The sequence below is a fragment of the Leptolyngbya sp. FACHB-60 genome (genome assembly GCF_014695775.1).
In the GTDB taxonomy this organism is placed as follows: Bacteria; Cyanobacteriota; Cyanobacteriia; order Phormidesmidales; family Phormidesmidaceae; genus Nodosilinea.
In genome coordinates, this window is record NZ_JACJOX010000058.1 from 81,256 (window position 1) to 99,652 (window position 18,397).

At 57.3% G+C, this 18,397-nt stretch carries 15 protein-coding genes; 10 read left to right on the top strand and 5 right to left on the bottom strand.

Translation table 11 applies throughout. From position 1 onward, the window contains the following. Window positions 1-109 precede the first annotated feature (109 nt). Both H6F57_RS21725 and H6F57_RS21730 read right to left on the bottom strand, forming a co-directional pair. Entirely contained in the window at window positions 110-2,875 is a 2,766-nt protein-coding gene (locus H6F57_RS21725) for an SMC family ATPase (RefSeq protein ID WP_190625976.1), read from the bottom strand. 59 nt (window positions 2,876-2,934) lie between these two features. Continuing rightward, on the bottom strand, window positions 2,935-5,766 hold the full coding sequence (locus H6F57_RS21730; protein ID WP_190625975.1) for a caspase family protein: 2,832 nt from the start codon (window positions 5,764-5,766) through the stop codon (window positions 2,935-2,937). Between the two features lie 102 nt (window positions 5,767-5,868). Between H6F57_RS21730 and H6F57_RS21735 the strand changes: the two genes are divergently transcribed. After that, a complete protein-coding gene (locus tag H6F57_RS21735) occupies window positions 5,869-6,150 on the top strand; it encodes a hypothetical protein (protein WP_190625974.1) in 282 nt (93 codons plus the stop codon). 680 nt (window positions 6,151-6,830) lie between these two features. Then, window positions 6,831-7,454 carry a class I SAM-dependent methyltransferase gene (locus H6F57_RS21740; protein ID WP_190625973.1) on the top strand — a complete coding sequence of 208 codons (624 nt, stop codon included), beginning with the start codon at window positions 6,831-6,833 and terminating at the stop codon, window positions 7,452-7,454. Between the two features lie 3 nt (window positions 7,455-7,457). Here the strand turns inward: H6F57_RS21740 and H6F57_RS21745 are convergent, their stop codons facing one another. After that, window positions 7,458-7,955, bottom strand: a complete 498-nt coding sequence (locus tag H6F57_RS21745) for a DUF456 family protein (RefSeq protein ID WP_190626061.1) — start codon at window positions 7,953-7,955, stop codon at window positions 7,458-7,460. 471 nt (window positions 7,956-8,426) lie between these two features. On the opposite strand from H6F57_RS21745, the gene H6F57_RS21750 reads away from it, so the two are divergent. From H6F57_RS21750 to H6F57_RS21760, 3 genes are all read left to right on the top strand, one after another. After that, entirely contained in the window at window positions 8,427-9,311 is an 885-nt protein-coding gene (locus H6F57_RS21750; protein ID WP_190625972.1) for an EamA family transporter, read from the top strand. Window positions 9,312-9,447: 136 nt separating this feature from the next. Then, the gene (locus H6F57_RS21755) at window positions 9,448-10,590 is read left to right on the top strand and encodes a TPM domain-containing protein (protein WP_190625971.1); all 1,143 of its coding nucleotides are present in this window, start codon (window positions 9,448-9,450) and stop codon (window positions 10,588-10,590) included. A gap of 116 nt (window positions 10,591-10,706) precedes the next feature. Next, on the top strand, window positions 10,707-12,824 hold the full coding sequence (locus H6F57_RS21760) for a serine/threonine-protein kinase (RefSeq protein ID WP_190625970.1): 2,118 nt from the start codon (window positions 10,707-10,709) through the stop codon (window positions 12,822-12,824). Here H6F57_RS21760 and H6F57_RS21765 read toward each other — a convergent pair. Next, window positions 12,821-13,639, bottom strand: a complete 819-nt coding sequence (locus H6F57_RS21765) for a cyanophycinase (protein WP_190625969.1) — start codon at window positions 13,637-13,639, stop codon at window positions 12,821-12,823. The genes H6F57_RS21760 and H6F57_RS21765 overlap by 4 nt on opposite strands. A gap of 177 nt (window positions 13,640-13,816) precedes the next feature. Here H6F57_RS21765 and trmD point away from each other — a divergent pair, with 177 nt between their 5' ends. The 3 genes from trmD (at window position 13,817) to H6F57_RS21780 (ending at window position 15,881) form a co-directional block, all read left to right on the top strand. Continuing rightward, window positions 13,817-14,542, top strand: a complete 726-nt coding sequence (gene trmD / locus H6F57_RS21770) for a tRNA (guanosine(37)-N1)-methyltransferase TrmD (protein WP_190625968.1) — start codon at window positions 13,817-13,819, stop codon at window positions 14,540-14,542. A 110-nt stretch (window positions 14,543-14,652) separates the two neighbouring features. After that, window positions 14,653-15,135 (top strand): 2-C-methyl-D-erythritol 2,4-cyclodiphosphate synthase, encoded by a 483-nt coding sequence (gene ispF, locus H6F57_RS21775; protein ID WP_190625967.1) that lies wholly within the window; start codon window positions 14,653-14,655, stop codon window positions 15,133-15,135. 359 nt (window positions 15,136-15,494) lie between these two features. Beyond that, window positions 15,495-15,881, top strand: coding sequence for a phospholipid-binding protein (locus H6F57_RS21780; RefSeq protein ID WP_190625966.1), 387 nt, complete (start codon window positions 15,495-15,497; stop codon window positions 15,879-15,881). Window positions 15,882-16,033: 152 nt separating this feature from the next. Here the strand turns inward: H6F57_RS21780 and H6F57_RS21785 are convergent, their stop codons facing one another. Beyond that, on the bottom strand, window positions 16,034-16,960 hold the full coding sequence (locus tag H6F57_RS21785) for a sugar ABC transporter permease (protein ID WP_190625965.1): 927 nt from the start codon (window positions 16,958-16,960) through the stop codon (window positions 16,034-16,036). Window positions 16,961-17,247: 287 nt separating this feature from the next. Here H6F57_RS21785 and H6F57_RS21790 point away from each other — a divergent pair, with 287 nt between their 5' ends. Both H6F57_RS21790 and H6F57_RS21795 read left to right on the top strand, forming a co-directional pair. Continuing rightward, window positions 17,248-17,688 (top strand): GAF domain-containing protein, encoded by a 441-nt coding sequence (locus H6F57_RS21790; protein ID WP_190625964.1) that lies wholly within the window; start codon window positions 17,248-17,250, stop codon window positions 17,686-17,688. 17 nt (window positions 17,689-17,705) lie between these two features. Continuing rightward, the gene (locus tag H6F57_RS21795) at window positions 17,706-18,356 is read left to right on the top strand and encodes a GGDEF domain-containing protein (RefSeq protein WP_190625963.1); all 651 of its coding nucleotides are present in this window, start codon (window positions 17,706-17,708) and stop codon (window positions 18,354-18,356) included. The last annotated feature ends 41 nt before the right edge of the window (window positions 18,357-18,397 follow it).

Sequence of the window (18,397 nt, forward strand, 5' to 3'; positions counted from 1 at the left end):
GTTATTCCCTGTAGAGCTCCTACCTCTAGAGCCGTCCCCAACGCGGGGACGGCTTTTTTTGTGACTTACGTCGAGCTTGATCGCAAGCCATTGCTCTTGCCCAGAATGATTAGCTGACCTCCCGCTCCACCACAATTACGTTTTCGGTCACCTGCTCAAAGGTGTCATCGTGGCTGATCACAAACAGCTGCTCAAAGGTTTTGATGCGGCTGATGGCCTCAGCCAACCCCTGCCGACGGGGGCGATCCATATTGGTGGTGGGTTCGTCAAAGAAGGCGATGTCGGCATCGGCCAGCACCTTGAGCAGGGCCAGGCGCACTGCCAGGGCCGCACACATCTGCTCGCCCCCCGACAGGTTAATAAACCGCCGCTGGTTGGGCCCATCCTGCACCACAATTTCGTAGTCTCGGGTCCATTGCAGAGCCACGTTGGGGCGGTTGAGCAGATCGCGAAACAGACGATCGGCCTGCTGTGAAATGCTTCGCAGGTACTGCTCCGTAATGCGTGGCCCCGCTTCGTTGTAAGCCTTGCGAGCAAAATTGATGAAGCGCCTGGCCTTTTCCCGCGCCTGAAGCTGCTGTTTGGCGGTGTCGCGACGCTGGGCGATCGCCTTAAGCCCAGCGATTTGCTGGTCGATGTCGGCTAGGCGCTGGCGCTGCTGGGGCAGGCCCCCCGCCAGCTGGTCAGCTTCAGATTTGACCGTGCTGTAGTGGGTTTCTAGTGTGGCAGCGGCCTCGGGGTTAAACTGCGCCAGGGCAGCCTGGTAGGCCTGGTCAGCATCCTGCTGCTGCTGCTGCGCCTGAGCGAGTTCGGCCTGGGCAGCGGCGAGTTCGGCCTCCAGTCGGCTGTGCTGGTTGGCCAGCGATTGGTTTTGTAGGTATAGCCTGTAGCCTGCCTGGTGTTGGGCGCGATCGCGCTGCACCTGAGCCAGGCGCTGATCTAGGTCAGCGAAGGGCGCTAGCTGGCTGGACAGCGCTTTGAGCTGTTGGTCTAGCGTGTCTAGGGCGGTGACTTGGGCCGTGGCGGCCTGCTCTACTCGGGCCTTGTCTTGCAGGGTGCGCCCGAGAATTTGGCTTTTTTCGCGCGGTCGCCCTAGGGTCTCAAGCTCTCGCTCCAGCTTTTCTAGGGTGGTTTGTATCTGGATGTGCTGGGCTAACTGCTGGGTAAGGGTTTTTCCCTGTGCGATCAATTCAGCTTGGGCCTGCTGAATGTGCTCTAGCTGAATGGTGATGCCACCAAGCTGCGCCAGCTCGGCCCGCCAGCCGTAGCGCTGTTTGAGGTCGTTTTCCAGGGTTTGCAGCGTGGTCTGGAGGGCGGCCTCGTCGGTTTGATTGGCTAAGTCGCTGAGAATAGCGTCTAGGGCCGATAGCAGCGACCCATGCAGGTTGGTGGCTTCCTGAAGCGACTGTTCCAGACGGTCTAAGGTTTGGCCTGAGAGCAGCGGCAGGCTTGCGGCTAAGGCCGCTAAATCCCTCAGAACGGTTTCAATCTCAGACTGCTGCGCTTGACGCTGACGGCGGCTGTCTACCACCAGAGCGCTAATTTCAGCTTCAAATTGGCGGGCCGCAGCCAGGCGACTGAGCTGCTGCTGAAGGCGATCGCGCTGGTCTTCGAGGGCAGCAATGGCCTCGACCTGGGGCTGTAGGGCTATCAGGCGATCGCGAGTTTGAATTGCTTGCTGCCGCTGCTGGTCGAGGTGCTTCAACTCCGCTTGGCACTGCTGCTGCTGGAGCTGCCACCGCTGGCCCTGCTCTAGCTGTTGCACCAGATCTTGGCGCTGGGCCTCAAGCTGGGTCTGAGTCGCGATTTGAGGCTCCAGCTGAGCGAGCTCGCGCTCTGTCGCCGCAAACGATTCGAGCTGGGTTTGCCACCTAGCCAGCTCGACCTGGGTTTTGCCCTGTGCAGTTTGCAGCGTTTGGTACTCAACCTGCAAGTGCTGGCGCTGCTGCTGGGCCTGTCCTAGCGCCTCCAACGCCTGCTCTGCCGCCTGATAGCTTTTGAACGACTGCTGGTGGGTTCGGCACAGGGCGATCGCCTGCTCCGCCTGCTGCACCGATTGCTGAAGTCGGGCTTGCGCGGTCTGCTTGACCTCAAGCTGATGAACTAGACCCTGGCGTTGGGTGGCCAAGGTCTGTACCGCCTGAGCCTGGGCCTTGAGCGCGTCCCGCTGGGTGTGCAGCGTGGCGAGCGTTGTTTGCAAGGTCTCTAGGCGCTGCCCGCTGGTGCCAATTTCGCCAGACAGCTTGTGCTGCCGCTGGTGTAGGTCATGCCAGAGGGTGAGCGCTTCTTCGTACTGGGCAATCTCTCGCTTAGTGGCCTCTGCCTGATCTTCGGCGTAGCGGCGCAGAGCGTTCATCTGCTTAAAGGCCAGCTTGTAGTCTTCAACCTTGAGAATGGCGTCGAACACAGCTTTGCGGTGCTCAGCAGGCTGCAAAAAGTCGGCGGTAAAGGTGCCCTGGGGCACCCCCAGGGTGCGGGCAAACAGCTGCGGCAAGTTGGTGGTGGGGCCTAACCCTAGGTGCTGGCGTAGCCAGGGCAACACCTCGTCTTTGATGCGGGTGTAGGGCAGACGCTCGTTGAGTTGGGGGTCAAACAGAGCGTAGCCCCGCTGGGTACAGCGCTGGGCGTGGTACGTGCGGCCGTCGTAGTTGGAGGTAAACGCCACCGTAACCTGGGCACTGCCGCTGCCGTTGCGAATCAGATCGTCTTTGCCATAGTCGCCCTGATAGTTGAAGAGCACCCAGGCGATCGCCTCTAAAATGCTGGTCTTGCCCGCGCCATTTTCGCCGCAAATGGCATTGGTGCCCGGCTGAAACTCAAAGTAGCGATCGCGGTGGGTCTTAAAGTTTTGCAGCGCCACCGACAAAATTTGCATTGCTTGCCCCGTTCCATCGCGTCAGCCACGAAGACTAGGATAGCTTTCTTTCATTGGGGCTAGGGTTGGCTGTGGGCGGCGGTGGAGGTAAAACACACCGGTTCTGCCTGGGTGCGCGTGCACCAGATTTGAATCATCACCGAGGGATTGTCGGGCGAAACCCACCAGGCCTCAAGCTCAACGACCTGGTTGGCTGGGGGTAAACTACCGCTTTTGCTAGAAGCGGCTGGGGTCGGGGTCGTAACGGTGGTCGGAGCGGCTTTTAAGGCACTGGTCTGGTGGATGAGCGGTTTCAATGCTTGATCCGTGTTGGCCAGGGCTGTCTGAAGCTGCGGTGCAGCTACTTGATGTGTTTGAGGTGCTGAGCTGGGGAGTGGCGAGTTTAGCGGCAGTATGTTGGTGCGCACCACGCCTGTCTGGGGCGAGCCCAGGTGGGTGGCAATGTTTGTGCCGGGAGTTGGTGGGTCAGCCAGGTTAAAGGAAGGGGTAATCGTGCTGACCCCAGGCTCTTTCGCCAGGCTAAACCCAGTCGCCGGCTGGCTGAGATAGCTGTGGCCATAGGCCGTGAGCATGCCGGTGGCCATGCTCAGCGGAATCAGTAGTCGAACCAAGTGGCGCTGACGGCCGCAGCGCTTGGTGTAGCGATCGCAGGCCTCCAAATAACGATTGGCCAGCACTGAGAGCTGGTCAGGGTAAGCCTGCCGAAAAGCTTTGGCCTCGTTGAGGCGGGTTTTGGTCAGAAAATAGTCGGGATGGTTGGGCTGCTCCTGCTGTTGCCATTCCTGGGCGGCACCCTCAACGGCCCGCTGCTGCTTGACCCGTGGTCCCTGTGTTTGCAAGCACTCTTGCAGGAGCGGCCAGTTGCGGATCAACGCCTCATGGGCAATGTCAAAGTAGGGAACGCTGGCGGTAGCGGCTGGTTTAGCCTTCAACAGCTCGCCCGTAATAGTAGACAAGCCACCGTCAGGATCCGACGGTGCCCATCCGGGCACCGAAAAGGCCGTGATGTCACACTGGGGGAGCTGGAGTTGGGTGTGGGCCACCACCAGCCGGGCGGCCATGAATTTGTCTAACACAGCGACCACGGCTGGCTTGGGCATAGTCTCGGTCACTAGCTCAGCCAAAGACACTGAGCGGCGAGTCACCATGGCACCATCGCCCAGGTCGCAGAGACTCAGCAATATGCGCTGGGCAATGGCTTGCTCCGGAACCGTCAGGCCCTCGTACAGCTCGTTAGCCCGCTGGTTAAGTAAGTGACGAACGCCCCCCATCTTGGCGTAGGCCGCTAACGTCAGATGCGGCGGATTGGAGAGGGTAGGCGTGCTTTCTCGCCGTAGCCACAGTTCTTTTAAAATCAGCTGAAGCAGCGCTACGTCGGCGGGGGCACTGACAATATCGAGCAGCAGCGTGTAGACCAGGTTGGCATCGTAGCGCAGCCCCACCTTGTCGAGGGGGCCGATAATGGTAGCCTTGAGCTGGTTGTAGGTCATGGCAGGTACGACCAGGCTGTGGGCCGTCACCAAAGCCTGAAACTCTGGAAAATTGTTGAGGCTCTCAAGGTGGTGGGCCTGTAGACCCAGCACTAAGTGAACCGGGATATGGGCGTTTTGCACGGCTGCTGTCAAGCAATCGATCACCAGGCGGCGATCGCGATCGGGCATTGCAGGCGTCAGCAGCGCTTCTATCTGATCGATAACGAGTACCAGGCGAACTTCGGTGCCTTGTTTTCCTAACAGGGCTTGGATTAGCTGGCAAAATCCCTCAGATCCCTGCTGCAAAAACGATTCAGCCCGGCGCAGCTGTTCGGCCCGATGCAGGCCAGTAGCACCGGGGTCAACAAAGGCTTCTGCCAGGCTGGCCAGGGGTGAAGACCCCAGAGCCAAGTAGCGCAGCGTCCAGGCGGTGGAGCCTTCGCTTTTGGCTAGACGGGGCAGCAGTCCGGCTCGCAATAGCGAGGTCTTGCCAATGCCTGATGCCCCCGTGACCACACACAGCCGCGATGACTGCACTTGATCGACTAGGGTTTGAGTGATCTCGTCACGGCCAAAAAAGAATTCGCTATGGGCAGCCTCGAAGGGGGCAATTCCCGGAAAGGGGCAAAATCCATAGCGCAGCTTTTGCAGTCTCTCCAGCAGCGGGGGCGCTGTATCTGCGGCCTGGGAAGTCATGCCTGACATGCGAGTGAGCACAATTTCGCTGCCAGAGCTTTCAAACAGAGGCTGCTGAAGCTCGCCCTTGAGATCCCGGTTGACCGCATCCGTAAGGGAGTGGCCGTTAACAATGCCACCCTTTATTTTGTAGGGATTAAGACCCGACAGTAGCGCTTGGGTGAAGACGCTGTGGTTGCTGTTGAGAGATTCGTAAGCGGCTTCGTACTCTCGGGCTGCGGCCATAAAGAGGCGATCGGTGCCCGCTCGGGCACCGGGATCGGCCTCTAGCATGTTAAAGAACTCGCCGCTGTTGCAGCAGTCGAGCAGAATAACGCGCTGACGCACCGGGCTTTCTTGCAGCAGTCGCCGCAGCCAGTGTAGTGATAGCCCATAATGCCCGGCGGCTGGGTTTGCGTCGCTAGTTGCCAAATAGCCTTCTTGAATGCCTGCCTGGCGCTGTAAACCGTGGCCAGAATAATAAAAAATGGCGGTTTGAGGAATGGTTTTGCCGGCTGGCTTAAATAATTTAATGAGAGCTTCTTCGAGCAGCGCTGTGGTAACACCGCCTCGCTGACTAATCTCTGGTTTTTGATGGGTGATAGCCTCTGGCAACCTGACTACACGGCATTCACCAAAGCTCTCTAGGCAGCGGGCTACCGACTCAGCATCGTGGGCTGGGGCCTGCAAAACCGGCAGGTGCTGGTAAGTATTGATTCCGACAACAAGCGCATCCCTTGACATTTTCCTCGCACCCTGATCTGGCGTTCTCTAAATTTGACTAACTACTAATAAATAAAAGGGGAACACAAAAACTTTAGCCATTTACTTCAGGTGAGATTTTCTGTGACCCAGCTAATCGAGAACTGTGAAAAAACCACGTCTCAAACCGAGTGCTCACGCTTCAATAGGTTAAGTTTAGCTAAGAGGCAAAAATCTTCTAAGAGGGGTTTCACCCCCAAAAAAAGCCTTGAAAAAAGCAGGTTTTTTTGGAAAGTAAAGCAATCCGTAAATCTGCGTAAAAATTCAGGCTTTGAGCGCACTGTAAGTTTAATCGCAACCGAGAAATCCGAAAAAACTAACGGGTTTTCTGAGTTGAATCTGCCAATTGGCGGTAAGTCTCCGTAGGATCACAGAGATAATTTTGTACTTCCGTCATCTGGCCGAAACAAAAATTTGTGTCTTGGTACTTAAACGTTAGGTGAGATTTCTCTAATTTGTCGCTTTTTGGATCTCTAGAGCGACTGTCTAAATGGTGCGATCAAGCTGTTGGCAATCGCTTAATTAAACCAGCGATCGCCAATAGATTTGACATTTCTGTGCTATCGATAAGTTAATCTGGTGGTAAACGCTCTACATCTAGACCTATGCCAAAGTTGTGGCCAGGGTTTTGAGGGTGAAGCCTGCGTTACGGGAGGGCAGCATTCCTCGGCGACGTAGCTCGGGTATAAAGCTGGGCGCACTGAGTTTGAGTCTTACCCTGGGGGGTGGTAATGTACTGCCTGCTATAAGGGGCGTGCCTTCTGAGTGGGTGCAGGAGGGAGAGGGGCTGATGACGGCCTACAATTAGCTGACTTTGCTGCCGCCGTCGCCTTTGTGGAGCACCTCGTAGACCCCCTGATCGATTGGAGCACTACCCTGATCGGGAGATCTACAACCACGTCACGCTCTCTGTGACCACCCATGACGCTGGAGGTTTGACGAACCTAGATTTGCCTTGGCTGAGAAAATCTCTGCGCTGCACGCCAAGCAATGCCAACCGCCTTTATATCCGCAAACCCCATGACTCTATCTCCGACCGGCAATCAATGGACCTCGCCAGCCATACCCTAGACTACCTGGCCCGGGCCGATACGATTCCGCACCGCACCGAAGGGGAGGCTGTACTGCTGAATCTGGTGCCCAAGACTGCTCGCCGTATTCTCGACCTAGGTACAGGGGATGGGCGGCTCCTGAAACTGTTAAGAATCGATCGTCCTAATGCCAGCTGCGTAGCACTGGATTTTTCGCAGACCATGCTGGCAGCGGTGCGCGATCGCTTCGACGCAGACCCTAGCGTCACCATCGTCAACCACGACCTGTCTCAGCCTTTACCCGACCTCGGCACTTTTGACGCAGTGGTCTCAAGCTTTGCTATTCACCACCTCGATCATCCCCGCAAGGCAGCGCTTTACGCAGAAATATGTCAAATCCTGGAGCCTGGAGGCTGCTTTTGCAACCTAGAACATGTGGCTTCTCCTACAGAACGGCTGCACCACCAGTTTTTAGCAGCGATTGGCTATACCCCTGAGACAGAAGATCCCTCAAACCAACTGCTCGATGTGGAAACTCAGCTGGGCTGGCTCAGGCAGCTTGGGCTTGACGATGTTGACTGCCTTTGGAAATGGCGCGAGATGGCGCTGCTGGCTGGTCTAAAGCCGCTAAAGAGCTAGACTCTAGGCCCAGCTTCCTGGCCACGTGGTCACTAAGAACACGATCAGGCTAATCAGGGCGAGAATGCCCTGCAAAATATTGCCGACCAGCGTGCCAACCACAATGGCCAAGCCTACCTTGGCCGACTGCTTAACCCGCTGCGGTAGCTTCAGCTCACGGCGGTGCAGAAATTCGCCGATAAAAGCCCCCAGCACCGTGCCGACCAAAAGCCCGAGCAGGGGAATGCCCGTGGGCAATAGGGGCAGCAGCCCAAACAGGCCAAAAAACATGCCTACAAAGGCGCCAATTTGACCCCAGTTGCTAGCCCCCACTCGCTGCGCCCCCAGCACACCAGCTAAATAGTCGATGACAAAGCTGAGGATGAGAGCGGCGATCGCAACCCCCAGCGCCCATTTGAGGCCGACAAACCCGACTACCAGGCCCCAGATCACCATGGCCCCTACAATCAGCGTGATTCCGGGCAGGGCGGGCACTACTGCGCCGATTACTCCCACCACCATGACCAGCACCAGCAGCCAGTACAGGGCGAGATGCCACACCTCAGTGGTGTCGAGCGTTGTGGGCACCTGCACCTGGGCAGGCAAGCTAGCAATGCTGTGACCTAGCTGAGTGAGGGAGCTACTGCTGCTGTTGACTAGGCTGGCTACCCACTGGGTCACTTGGGCGTACATCCCAGAGATGCCCTGGGGCAGGGGCGAGGTAGTCGGGTCAAGGGCTAAAAAAATGGGCATAGAAAACATCCTGGAAAACGTCACACCTCTGGGGGCAGGGTGCTGGAGTGATGGCCGCAGTCTAAAGCGGATCATAGCCAAAACCAGGACCACCGCTAGGACGGCTAGAGGTGCGGCCATCCATACATCTATATATTTGTGCCGGTGATAATAGAGTATCGATGCCGTCGCTAGATTGGGTTGGTTGGGGGCGTTAGAGTTGGAGAACTCTTTCTCACCTCGCTCCTGGAGCTTTGCCCTGTGCTGCCTAATTCTTGGCTACCCAAGCCCTTGTTGCCTGCCTTCAACCCGCCAGCGCCGCTGCTGGTGATGGCCGCTATGGCCTCGACCCAGCTGGGCTCGACCTTGGCCAAGAGCCTGTTTGGTCAGGTGGGGCCCTTGGGCATGGTGCTGCTGCGGGTGGGGTTGTCGGCGGTGGTGCTGGTGGCTTGGTGCCGTCCCCGTTGGCGCGGGCACCGACTAGCTGACTACCGGCTGCTGGTGACCTTTGGGCTGTCGTTAGCGGTGATGAATGCGCTGTTTTACTGTGCGATCGCCCGGATTCCTATTGGGGTGGCGGTGGCGCTAGAATTTTCCGGCCCGCTGACGGTGGCGCTGCTGCACTCGCGCCGCTGGCTCGACGGTCTCTGGGTGGCTCTGGCGGCGGTGGGCATTGTGCTGCTGTCGCCCCTCAACACCCCGGCGCTTGACAGTTTGGGTGTGGTGATGGCGCTGCTGGCCGGGGTAGCCTGGGGCAGCTACATTGTGCTGTCGGCCCGCATGGGACAGGCCTTTCGCGGCGGGGAGGGGTTGGCCCTGTCGATGGCGGTGGGTGCACTGTTGTTGTTGCCCGTCGGGATTATGGCGGAGGGCCGGCTGCTGCTGTCACCCAATGTTTTGCTGCTGGGGTTGGGGGTCGCGATGCTGGCCTCGACTCTGCCCTATTCTCTGGAGATGACGGCGCTGCGGCGCATGCCGGTGAACGTGTTTGGCGTGCTGATGAGCTTAGAGCCTGCGATCGCCGCCGTGATCAGCTTTTTCTGGCTCGGCGAAACCCTGAGTTTGACCATGATTGGTGCCATTGGCCTAGTCACGCTCGCCGCCGCGGGTGTGTCTCTATCCCAGCCTGCCACCAAAGCTGTTTGAGTTGAGCGGGCTGGCAAAAGCGCGCCGATCTGCTGCATTTATAAATAGAGTTTTGCCTAGCCTCTGTCAGGAGCGATCGCCGCCGGGTTCAAGGGAATTCTTGAGTTAACTAACACGGCGGAGGCGGGGTTAACCAGTGGCAACAATCAGTGGAACACTGCGGCAAAAATGGATTCTGGTAGTGGGCATGAGTGCTCTGATGGGGCTAGTGCTCTTAGCGCCTGACCCAGCATTAGGCAATGCTAACCTCCAACCCGGTCTAACCCAAACCGCCGCTGAGCCGCTCCTGGCTCAAGCTCGAACGAGCTATCCCCAGCGCCAAGACGCCCTGATCAATGACTACGGTGAGGTGCTGTTACCGGCTGATGCCGATCGTCTGCGAGCGTTGCTGGAGCAGGTGAAGACGACTGCCGGCATTGAGATCGTGGTGGTGACAGTGCCCTCAATCGGGTTTTACGAAACTGAGGATGCCGCTATTGAGAGCTTTGCCACCAATCTTTTCAACACCTGGGGCATTGGCGATGCCCAACGCAACGACGGGGTACTGGTGCTGTTTTCCCAGGGCGATCGCGCCGTGCGCATTGAGCTAGGTAGGGGCTACAGCCGCGACTACGAGGCTCCTATGCAAACGGTTATTGATGAGTACATGGTGCCCCGCTTTCGCAACTCTGAGTACAGCGCTGGACTGTACGCTGGCACTGAGGCGATGATTCGCCAACTCACCGGCCCACCCCCTTCGCCGATAGAACCTGTGCCCCTATCCGGCACAGAGTCGTTAGTTCTCAGTGGCGGGCTGATGGTGCTGGGGTTAGGTGGACTTCTTGGCGGGAAGAAAGCCTTCGACTTTTGGCGGCCTAAGTGTGAGCATTGCCAAGTGCGCATGACCTCTTTAAGCCAAGAAGCTGCCAAAACTCACCTTGATGCTGGGCAGTGCCTAGAGTTGGAGATCGGGTCTGTGACTCACAACGTTTTAGAATGCCCTCAGTGTCATCAGTATATAAAGCGACACTTTCCTAGTTTTACTGCCTATAGCGATTGCCCTAGCTGCCACTATAAAACCCTAAAAGTTTTGAAAGAAACGACCCTACGTGAGCCAACCTACCAGTCATCAGGGGAGGCGCTGACTGACCGCTGCTGCCGCCACTGCAACCATACTGATCAGATCACGATCGTTTTGCCGCGCCTTGAACGCAGCACAAGTTCGTCATATAGCTCGGGGAGTAGCTCGTCTTCGGGGGGTGGCTCGTCTTCGGGGGGCGGAGCCAGCGGCAATTGGTAAGTGAATCCTCACTTGTTGGCCGCTGATCAATTGCAAAGAAAGGCCGTTGCCTGGATAAACCGCCTGCATTCCATGGAACACTGTTGCTACACAGGGAATGCATTCTAACGTCGGCTATGAGTCTTTGTATTAACCCAAGTTGCCGTCAGCCCAACCATCCCGATAACGGGGGCAGTTCTACCTGCATGGCCTGTGGGTCGGCCCTGGTGCTTCAGGATCGCTACCGGGTGATGCGCTTGATTAGCAGCGACAGCGGCTTTGGCCGTGTGTATGAGGCCTACGAGCGCAACGTCCCCAAAATTCTCAAGGTGCTCAAAGAGGGCTATAACACCAACGACAAAGTGGTAGAGCTGTTTCGCCGTGAGGCCCAGGTCTTGAGCCAGCTCAACCATCCGGGGGTGCCTCGGGTAGAGTCTGAGGGCTATTTTCTCTATCACCCAGCCAATGGTGGCGAGCCTTCTCACTGCCTGGTGATGGAGAAGATCGAAGGCCCCAACCTGAAGCAGTGGATGGTGCAGCAAGGCAACCATCCGATCAGCGAAAAGCAGGCCATGCTGTGGCTGACTCAGCTAACCGATGTGCTCGATCTGGTGCATCAGCACAACTACTTTCACCGCGACATCAAGCCCGAAAATGTTATGCTGCGCCCGTCGGGGCAGCTGGTGCTGGTCGACTTTGGTGCGGCCCGTGAGATGACCCAGACCTACATGGCCAACCTGGGCGATAGCGGCATTACGACGGTGAGTTCGGCGGGCTATACGCCCCCCGAGCAGGAGCAGGGCCAGGCAGTGCCTCAGTCTGACTTCTATGCCCTGGGTCGCACGCTCATTTATTTAATGACGGCCAAGCTGCCCAATGACCCGGCTATCTACAACTCGCGCACCAATGCGTTTGCGTGGCGGCTGGCAGCGCCGCAGATTTCTGCCCCCCTGGCCGATTTGATTGACAATCTAATCGCTCCGGCGGCGGCCAACCGGCCCCAAAATACCGAGGCGATTTTAGAACGTCTGGCTCAGGTGCGATCGCGCCAGGTCTCTGGTTTGCCTCGCCCGGCCAGCGCCGCTGCCCCAACCTGGCCGATGACCACCCTCAACCCCCACGAGGCCCAGACTCTCCCTAAACCCTCGCACAGCTTTTTGCCCCCCTGGTTAGACCAGCGCCCCTGGCTGCTGGCCGGTCTTACAGGATTGGCTCTAGCGGTGCCTTTGGGCTGGTATGCCCTAAGTCGAGGGGCAATGCCCTTGGCAGGCAATGGCCCTCGGGTTACTGCGCCTGCTCTTGAGAATTTGACGGTTAGCCCTGTATCAATGCTGACCGGGCATGAGAATGATATCTACGATCTGCTACTACTGCGAGACGGCAAAACGCTGATCTCTGCTAGTGCCGATAGCACAATCCGCATTTGGAACCTAGAGGACAATACGCTGCGTCACACCTTGGCGCACAGCAATGTTGTTCAGGCGATCGCCACTACTGTTGATCAGACGACCTTGATTAGCACCGGGGATGATCGCACCATTCGCTTTTGGTCATTGCCCGATGGCCGTCCCCTAGGACAAATTGACAATGCCCACGGCACTCCCATTCGTGCCCTAGAGGTCAGCCGCAATGGTCGAACATTGGTCAGTGCTGACAGCGAGGGTGCCATTAAACTATGGCCATTGACCGGCAGCACGGGTGCCCTCAATCTACCAGGGATGGCAGACGGTGGCCCCAGCCACACCCTCCAGGCCGATGGCACCCTCAACGACTTGTTGTTTACTCGCGATAACAGCATGCTGGTCAGTGGCGGCAAAAGCCTCCAGCTTTGGGATCTAGCGAGTCTAGAAGATCCCAATGTGGGGGCGGACAGCCTGCCTACCACCCTGGAGGGGCACACCAGTTTTATCAATCGGATCGACATTACCGACGACGATCAAACCCTAGTGAGTGCCTCAGCCGATCAAAATGTGCTGCTTTGGGATATGGCCACAAAGGCTAAAACGGCTGCGTTGGAAGGGCATCAGGGTTATGTCAATACCCTGCGACTGGAGGGGCCTCTCCTCTGGAGTGCCGACGCTGACAAAACCATCCTGGTGTGGGATTTGCAGCAAAAAGCCCCGATTCAACGGATTACTGGCTTTGAAACCGATATCTGGCGCTTTACGGTGCAGCCCAATGGCCAAATCATCACTATTGGCGGTACCCAACCCTACATTCGGCTCTGGCGCTTAGATCAATCTCCTGAGTCTTAGCTTTTAGCTGTAGCCAAGACTTTGCGGTGGTTGATGTCGAAGCGATCGCCGTGGGCCAGCAGGTGCAGGTGCAGCCCGTGGATGCTGAGCGGGTCGGAGGCGGTAATGTCGGGCTCGTTGGTGTGGGTCATATCGCCGGGGTCAACCACGGCAATCACCCCCTTGCCGATCACGCGAAAGCTACCGTCGCCCTCGAATAGAGCACAGGTGTCTTCGTCAATGCCTAAACCCAGACGGTTGGGCTGCATAGCCATGGCGCTCATCAGTCGGGCCATGCGGTTGCGGTTGTGAAAGTGCTGATCGACAATCACCTCGGGCACAAAGCCCAAGCCAATCGCCATATCCACCAGCGAGCGATTGGGCGACTCGCCGCTGCCACCCCCGGCGATCATGTGGTGGCCCATAACGGCGGCCCCGGCGCTGGTGCCGCCGAGGGTAATTTCGCCCAGCTGCGCCCGCTGACGCACCGTGTTAATTAAGGGGGTGTCGGCCAGTAGGCCACAGAGGCGAACCTGGTCGCCGCCGGTAATGAAGACACCAGTGCAGGGTTCGACGATGGTTTTCCAGCTGGGGTCTTCGCCCTGGGCGCGCTCGCGAATATCCATCACCACCGTCTCGGCAGCGCCCATTTCGGCAAAAATCTCCTGGTAGCGACCCGAGATCGCTACCGGATCCCGCGAAGCGCAAGGAATAATACCAATGCAAGCCGCCGTCCCCCCAGACCGCTCGAAAAAGGTGTGCAAAATCTCTTTACCGTGAACTTTATCTTCTGCGCCACCAATGGCCAGAATCGCATGGTGCTTGACGGGAGACATGGGCCGCTCAACAAAGGGACGAAAATTGCTACCTAGACTCAATTACTGCATGATAGAGAGCGTTATATACCAAGTCCAGCTCAAGATCTGTAGTTTTCCTACCGGTAGGGCTCCACTTCTGAACTTGGATGACATTTACTCAACCCATCAGGTCGTTAGGCCTCAGCAGTCTAGGCTATGACAACTGGCATCCCTGGGGCTTCCCATCTGAGAATCGATGTTGTCAGCCTGTTTCCAGACTTTTTTTCATCTCCCCTAGAGTCAGGGCTGATTGGTAAAGCCCTGGCGCGCCAAATTGCAGAAGTTTATCTTACCAATCCCAGGGACTTTACAACGGATAAGCACCACCGGGTCGATGACGAACCCTACGGCGGTGGTGTAGGCATGCTGATGAAGCCCGACCCGATCTTTGCGGCGGTGGAATCGCTGCCCGTGCTGCCCCGCCGCGAGGTGATTTTGCTCACCCCCCAGGGCGAGGCGATGACCCAAGACCTGTTTCGCCACCTGGTCACGCTCGATCAGCTGGTGTTGATCTGCGGCCACTACGAAGGGGTCGATGAGCGGGTCAACCATCTGCTCACCCGCGAGGTTTCCCTGGGGGACTTTGTGCTCACCTGCGGCGAAATTCCGGCCCTGGCGTTAATCAACGGCGTGGTGCGGCTGCTGCCGGGCACCGTGGGTAAAACTGACTCCCTGCGCTTTGAGAGCTTTGAGACCCCGTTGCTCGACTACCCCCAGTACACTCGCCCCGCCAGCTTTCGCGGCTGGGAGGTGCCGGAGGTGTTGCGATCGGGCAATCACGAGGCGATCGCCCAGTGGCGACGGCAGCAGCAGATCGAGCGCACAAAGCAGCGGCGGCCTGATCTATATGAGCGGTGGGTGGAGGGAGAGTGTGGGGAGTAGGCGGGTGGATGAGTAGGTGGGTGGATGGGTGAATGGGAGAAGTCTTGGGGTGCATCCGCGTAGCGATGCACCATCTCAAAAGCTAAGGTCATTTAATGGTGGGGGAAACTATGGGGATCAGGATTGGCAATGGGTATGACATTCATCGGCTAGTAGAGGGGCGATCGCTCATTCTGGGCGGTGTCACCATTCCCCACCACCTGGGGCTCGATGGCCACAGCGATGCTGACGTGCTGACCCACGCGATTATGGATGCGCTGCTGGGGGCGCTGAGTTTGGGCGATATCGGCCTGTACTTTCCCCCTGGCGATCCGGAGTGGGCGGGGGCTGACAGCCTCAAGCTGCTGGCGCAGGTGAATGCGATGGTGCACGAGCGGGGCTGGCAGGTGAGCAACATCGACTCGGTAGTGGTGGCCGAGCAGCCCAAGCTCAAGCCCCACATCGAAGCGATGCGATCGCGCCTAGCGGGTCAGCTGGGTCTCGCCCCCGACCAGGTGGGGGTAAAAGCGACTACCAACGAAAAACTCGGCCCGGTTGGTCGCCAGGAAGGAATTGCTGCCTACGCTGTAGCGCTCCTCACGACCGCCGACTAATCCCCCCTCGCCTGGCTTGCCCAAGCCGCCAAAGTTTGACTCTCGTCCCTTGGGAACCTTTTGAATCCTTAGGGGTCAAACCACTTTGTGAAATTTGTATGAGTCAGAGCCTCTGCATATGTAGATTTGACCTCAAAAACTCTCAGCAATGGTTGTAAAAGATACTTAATCTGTTCGAGAAACTCGTAAACTTACTTTATGATATCTTCAAGATTGATACGAGTTTAGAGCGGAATTTGCGGTAATGGCTGTGTATCTACTGCTGAGCTTCGATTGGGTCTTGTCTCAAGGCTAATCTGTGGAGGGTTCGCGGCTGTAGGTGCTGGTTTTTGTCATAGAGGCAAAGGGGTAAGGCTTAGATGGCTAACATCATGCAATCGCTGGTGGCAACGGGCCACACCATTCGTGGAGTCTGTTATGCCAAGTCCAATTATTTGAGCCAGTCGATCCCGGCCCTATCGGCTATTCCCCCCGAGCGGGTCGGGCTAAATGGCGAATATGACTACTACGGCTTGGCCAAACGCATTAAGACGAGTTTTCAGGGTCAAGTGGGGCGTGAGGCCGTTAAGCAGCTCACCGTCAAGCAGCGTGGCTCGGCTGTTATTCTCAGCGGCCAGATAGACACCCTAGATCTGCTTGATCAGCTCGTTGACCTAGCGCTGCACACCGAAGGCACCACCCACGTTGAAGTACACGACGTGCAGGTCAACGTTCTAGAGCTAGCCCAGTCAGTGCGAGTAGCTTGAGCAAATCCTAGTTGTAGGTTGGGCTTAAGCAATAGCAGAACCCAACGAGGCTTGCTGCTGTAAGGTTTTCTCTTCTAGAGACGCTTTGCGAAGGCTCCGCTGCACCCACCGATGAGAATTATAATTTTTAGTCTTGACTCTGCATAGGTTGCTTAGGCCATGGGTGTTGAGCCGTCGTTGACTGCCAGACGGAGGGCAGACAGCACGAGAATGACCAAAAACAACCCCAGCCCGATGGTGCAGGCATAACTGATTTCGAGCTTTTGAAAGGCCTGCTCGTAAATGTAGTAGACCACGGTTTTAGAGCTGTGGCGCGGGCCGCCCTGGGTCATGATATAGACCTCTTCAAAGACTTTGGTGGCGGCGATCGCCGAGATCACGCTCACCAACACCAGGTAGGGTCGCATCAGCGGCAGCGTAATATCCCAATGGCGTCGCCAGCCGTCGGAGCCATCCAGCGCCGCCGCCTCGTACAAATCTTGGGGAATGCCCTGGAGCCCCGCTAGATAGATCACCATGTAATAGCCCAGACCCTTCCACACCGTCACCACCATGACGCTAAACAGCGCTAGGGCCGGACTGGTCAACCAGGGAATACCGTTCTCGGTCAGCCCCAAAGATTTGAGCACCTGGTTAAACAGCCCCGTCTCGGCATAGAGCCAGCGCCAGGCAATGCCCGCTACCACCATTGACACCACCACGGGCGAATAGTAGGCCACCCGCAGCCAGTGAATGCCCCGCAGCTGCCGATTCACCAAGATCGCTAGGCCTAGGGGTGCAAAGGTCAAAATCGGCACTACCCCGGCTAAGTAGACCAGGGTGTTGCGCACCGTTTGCCAGAAGATTGGGTCGGTTTTCAGCCGCTGCACGTTGGCCCACCCCACCCAGGTGGGGGCCGCCGTCAGGTCTACCCCAAAGGTGGTAAAGCTCAGATAAAACGCCCGCAACGCTGGCCAAAACACCGAGATCCCCAGAGCCACCAGGGCGGGCAGCAAAAATAGGTAGGGAATCACCCGTTGAGGAACTGTAATACCCAAGGGCCAGATTTTGCTGGAGGCCGGGCGCGGGGATGCGGTCATGGATTGCTGACAAACATGGAGGACTTGGTCTACCTACAGAATCCCGCAACCGCAGCCGCCCGATCCTGTAATGGAAAAACCTACTTGAAGAGTATATGAAGAAGCAGTGTTTATACGGATTTAGCTCACCCTGGAGATCCGGGTTAATGAGGTAAGGGCGTTTTATGTAGCGGCTACCTTGCCACCCCGACCGGCAATATAGCGCGAAACGACACGTCAAGGCGCTATCTACAGCCCTACTAAGCGCCTTCATCGAGCCACCTACTGAGTTGTGGTGGAGAACACCAATGGCTAACGATCTACAGGCCACAAAGCGCTTAGTTGAAATTATTCGAGATTTATGCCTCGCCCCTAGCCTCGATATTCTCATGACCCTGGTGGGGGTGGCCGCCCGCGAACTCACCCATGCTGACGGGGCTACCTTTGTGCTTAAAGAGGGGGATCAATGCTTCTACGCCCACGAAAACGCGGTTGCTCCACTGTGGAAGGGGCAGCGGTTTCCGCTCTGTAGCTGCATCTGTGGCTGGGCCATTAACCACAAACAGGCCGCCATCATTGAAGACGTGTACAGCGATGCGCGGATTCCGGTAGAGGCCTATGCCCCGACCTTTGTGAAAAGCCTGACCGTGGTGCCCATGCGCCAGGATAATCCGGTGGGCGTGATCGGCGTGTACTGGGCCGAACGCCATCAACCCCTGACCGAGGAAGTTGAGCTGCTGCAGTCTTAGCTGACACCACCGCCACGGTGCTCGATCGCCTCCTCGGTCAAGAGAGGCTAGAGGCAGCGGCGCGATCGCAGCTCGAAGTGCTTGAGCACACCAATGCCAAACTGCGAGCCGAAGTCTTGCAGCGCCACACCACCGAAGCTGAGCTAACGCGGCTCTCACTCACCGATGGCTTAACCGGCTTATATAATCGGCGCGGCTTTTTTCTGCTGGCAAATCCACAGCTGCTGCAAGCCCATCGTCAGCAACAGTCGGTAACAGTCTTCTTTATTGATGTTGACTATCTCAAGCAGGTAAACGACCACTATGGCCACAAATCAGGCGACTGGCTAATTTTGGGCACCGCCGCTAGTCTGCACAAGATTTTTCGCGAGGGCGACATTGTGGCGCGGCTAGGGGGTGATGAGTTTGTTGTGCTAACGATCGACTGCGCCGATGGCCAAGAGGTGGTCAACCGGCTTAAAGCCAATGCCGAGGTCTTTGCCCAAGAAAATAATCTCCCCTATCCCCTCTCAATGAGTGTGGGCCTAGCGGTAAGCCAGGGAGATGGTGCCAACCCAACGTTGAATCAGCTAATCTCCCAGGCCGATGCTGCTATGTATGCTCAAAAGCAGCGCAGGCGACAGCTCAACATCGCCGAGATCAAGGCCTCTCGGCGGTGGGGCACTTGAGGGTAGCGCACTAGGTATAGATCATCGGATCCCGGCGCGGG

What these genes read in the sequence shown, in the direction of transcription:
- H6F57_RS21725 (WP_190625976.1), bottom strand. Translation starts at nt 2,875, where the DNA reads ATGCAAATTTTGTCGGTGGCGCTGCAAAACTTTAAGACCCACCGCGAT.
- H6F57_RS21730 (WP_190625975.1), bottom strand. Translation starts at nt 5,766, where the DNA reads ATGTCAAGGGATGCGCTTGTTGTCGGAATCAATACTTACCAGCACCTG.
- H6F57_RS21740 (WP_190625973.1), top strand. Translation starts at nt 6,831, where the DNA reads ATGGACCTCGCCAGCCATACCCTAGACTACCTGGCCCGGGCCGATACG.
- H6F57_RS21745 (WP_190626061.1), bottom strand. Translation starts at nt 7,955, where the DNA reads ATGGTGGTGGGAGTAATCGGCGCAGTAGTGCCCGCCCTGCCCGGAATC.
- H6F57_RS21760 (WP_190625970.1), top strand. Translation starts at nt 10,707, where the DNA reads ATGAGTCTTTGTATTAACCCAAGTTGCCGTCAGCCCAACCATCCCGAT.
- H6F57_RS21765 (WP_190625969.1), bottom strand. Translation starts at nt 13,639, where the DNA reads ATGTCTCCCGTCAAGCACCATGCGATTCTGGCCATTGGTGGCGCAGAA.
- trmD (WP_190625968.1), top strand. Translation starts at nt 13,817, where the DNA reads ATGACAACTGGCATCCCTGGGGCTTCCCATCTGAGAATCGATGTTGTC.
- ispF (WP_190625967.1), top strand. Translation starts at nt 14,653, where the DNA reads ATGGGGATCAGGATTGGCAATGGGTATGACATTCATCGGCTAGTAGAG.
- H6F57_RS21780 (WP_190625966.1), top strand. Translation starts at nt 15,495, where the DNA reads ATGGCTAACATCATGCAATCGCTGGTGGCAACGGGCCACACCATTCGT.
- H6F57_RS21785 (WP_190625965.1), bottom strand. Translation starts at nt 16,960, where the DNA reads ATGACCGCATCCCCGCGCCCGGCCTCCAGCAAAATCTGGCCCTTGGGT.
- H6F57_RS21790 (WP_190625964.1), top strand. Translation starts at nt 17,248, where the DNA reads ATGGCTAACGATCTACAGGCCACAAAGCGCTTAGTTGAAATTATTCGA.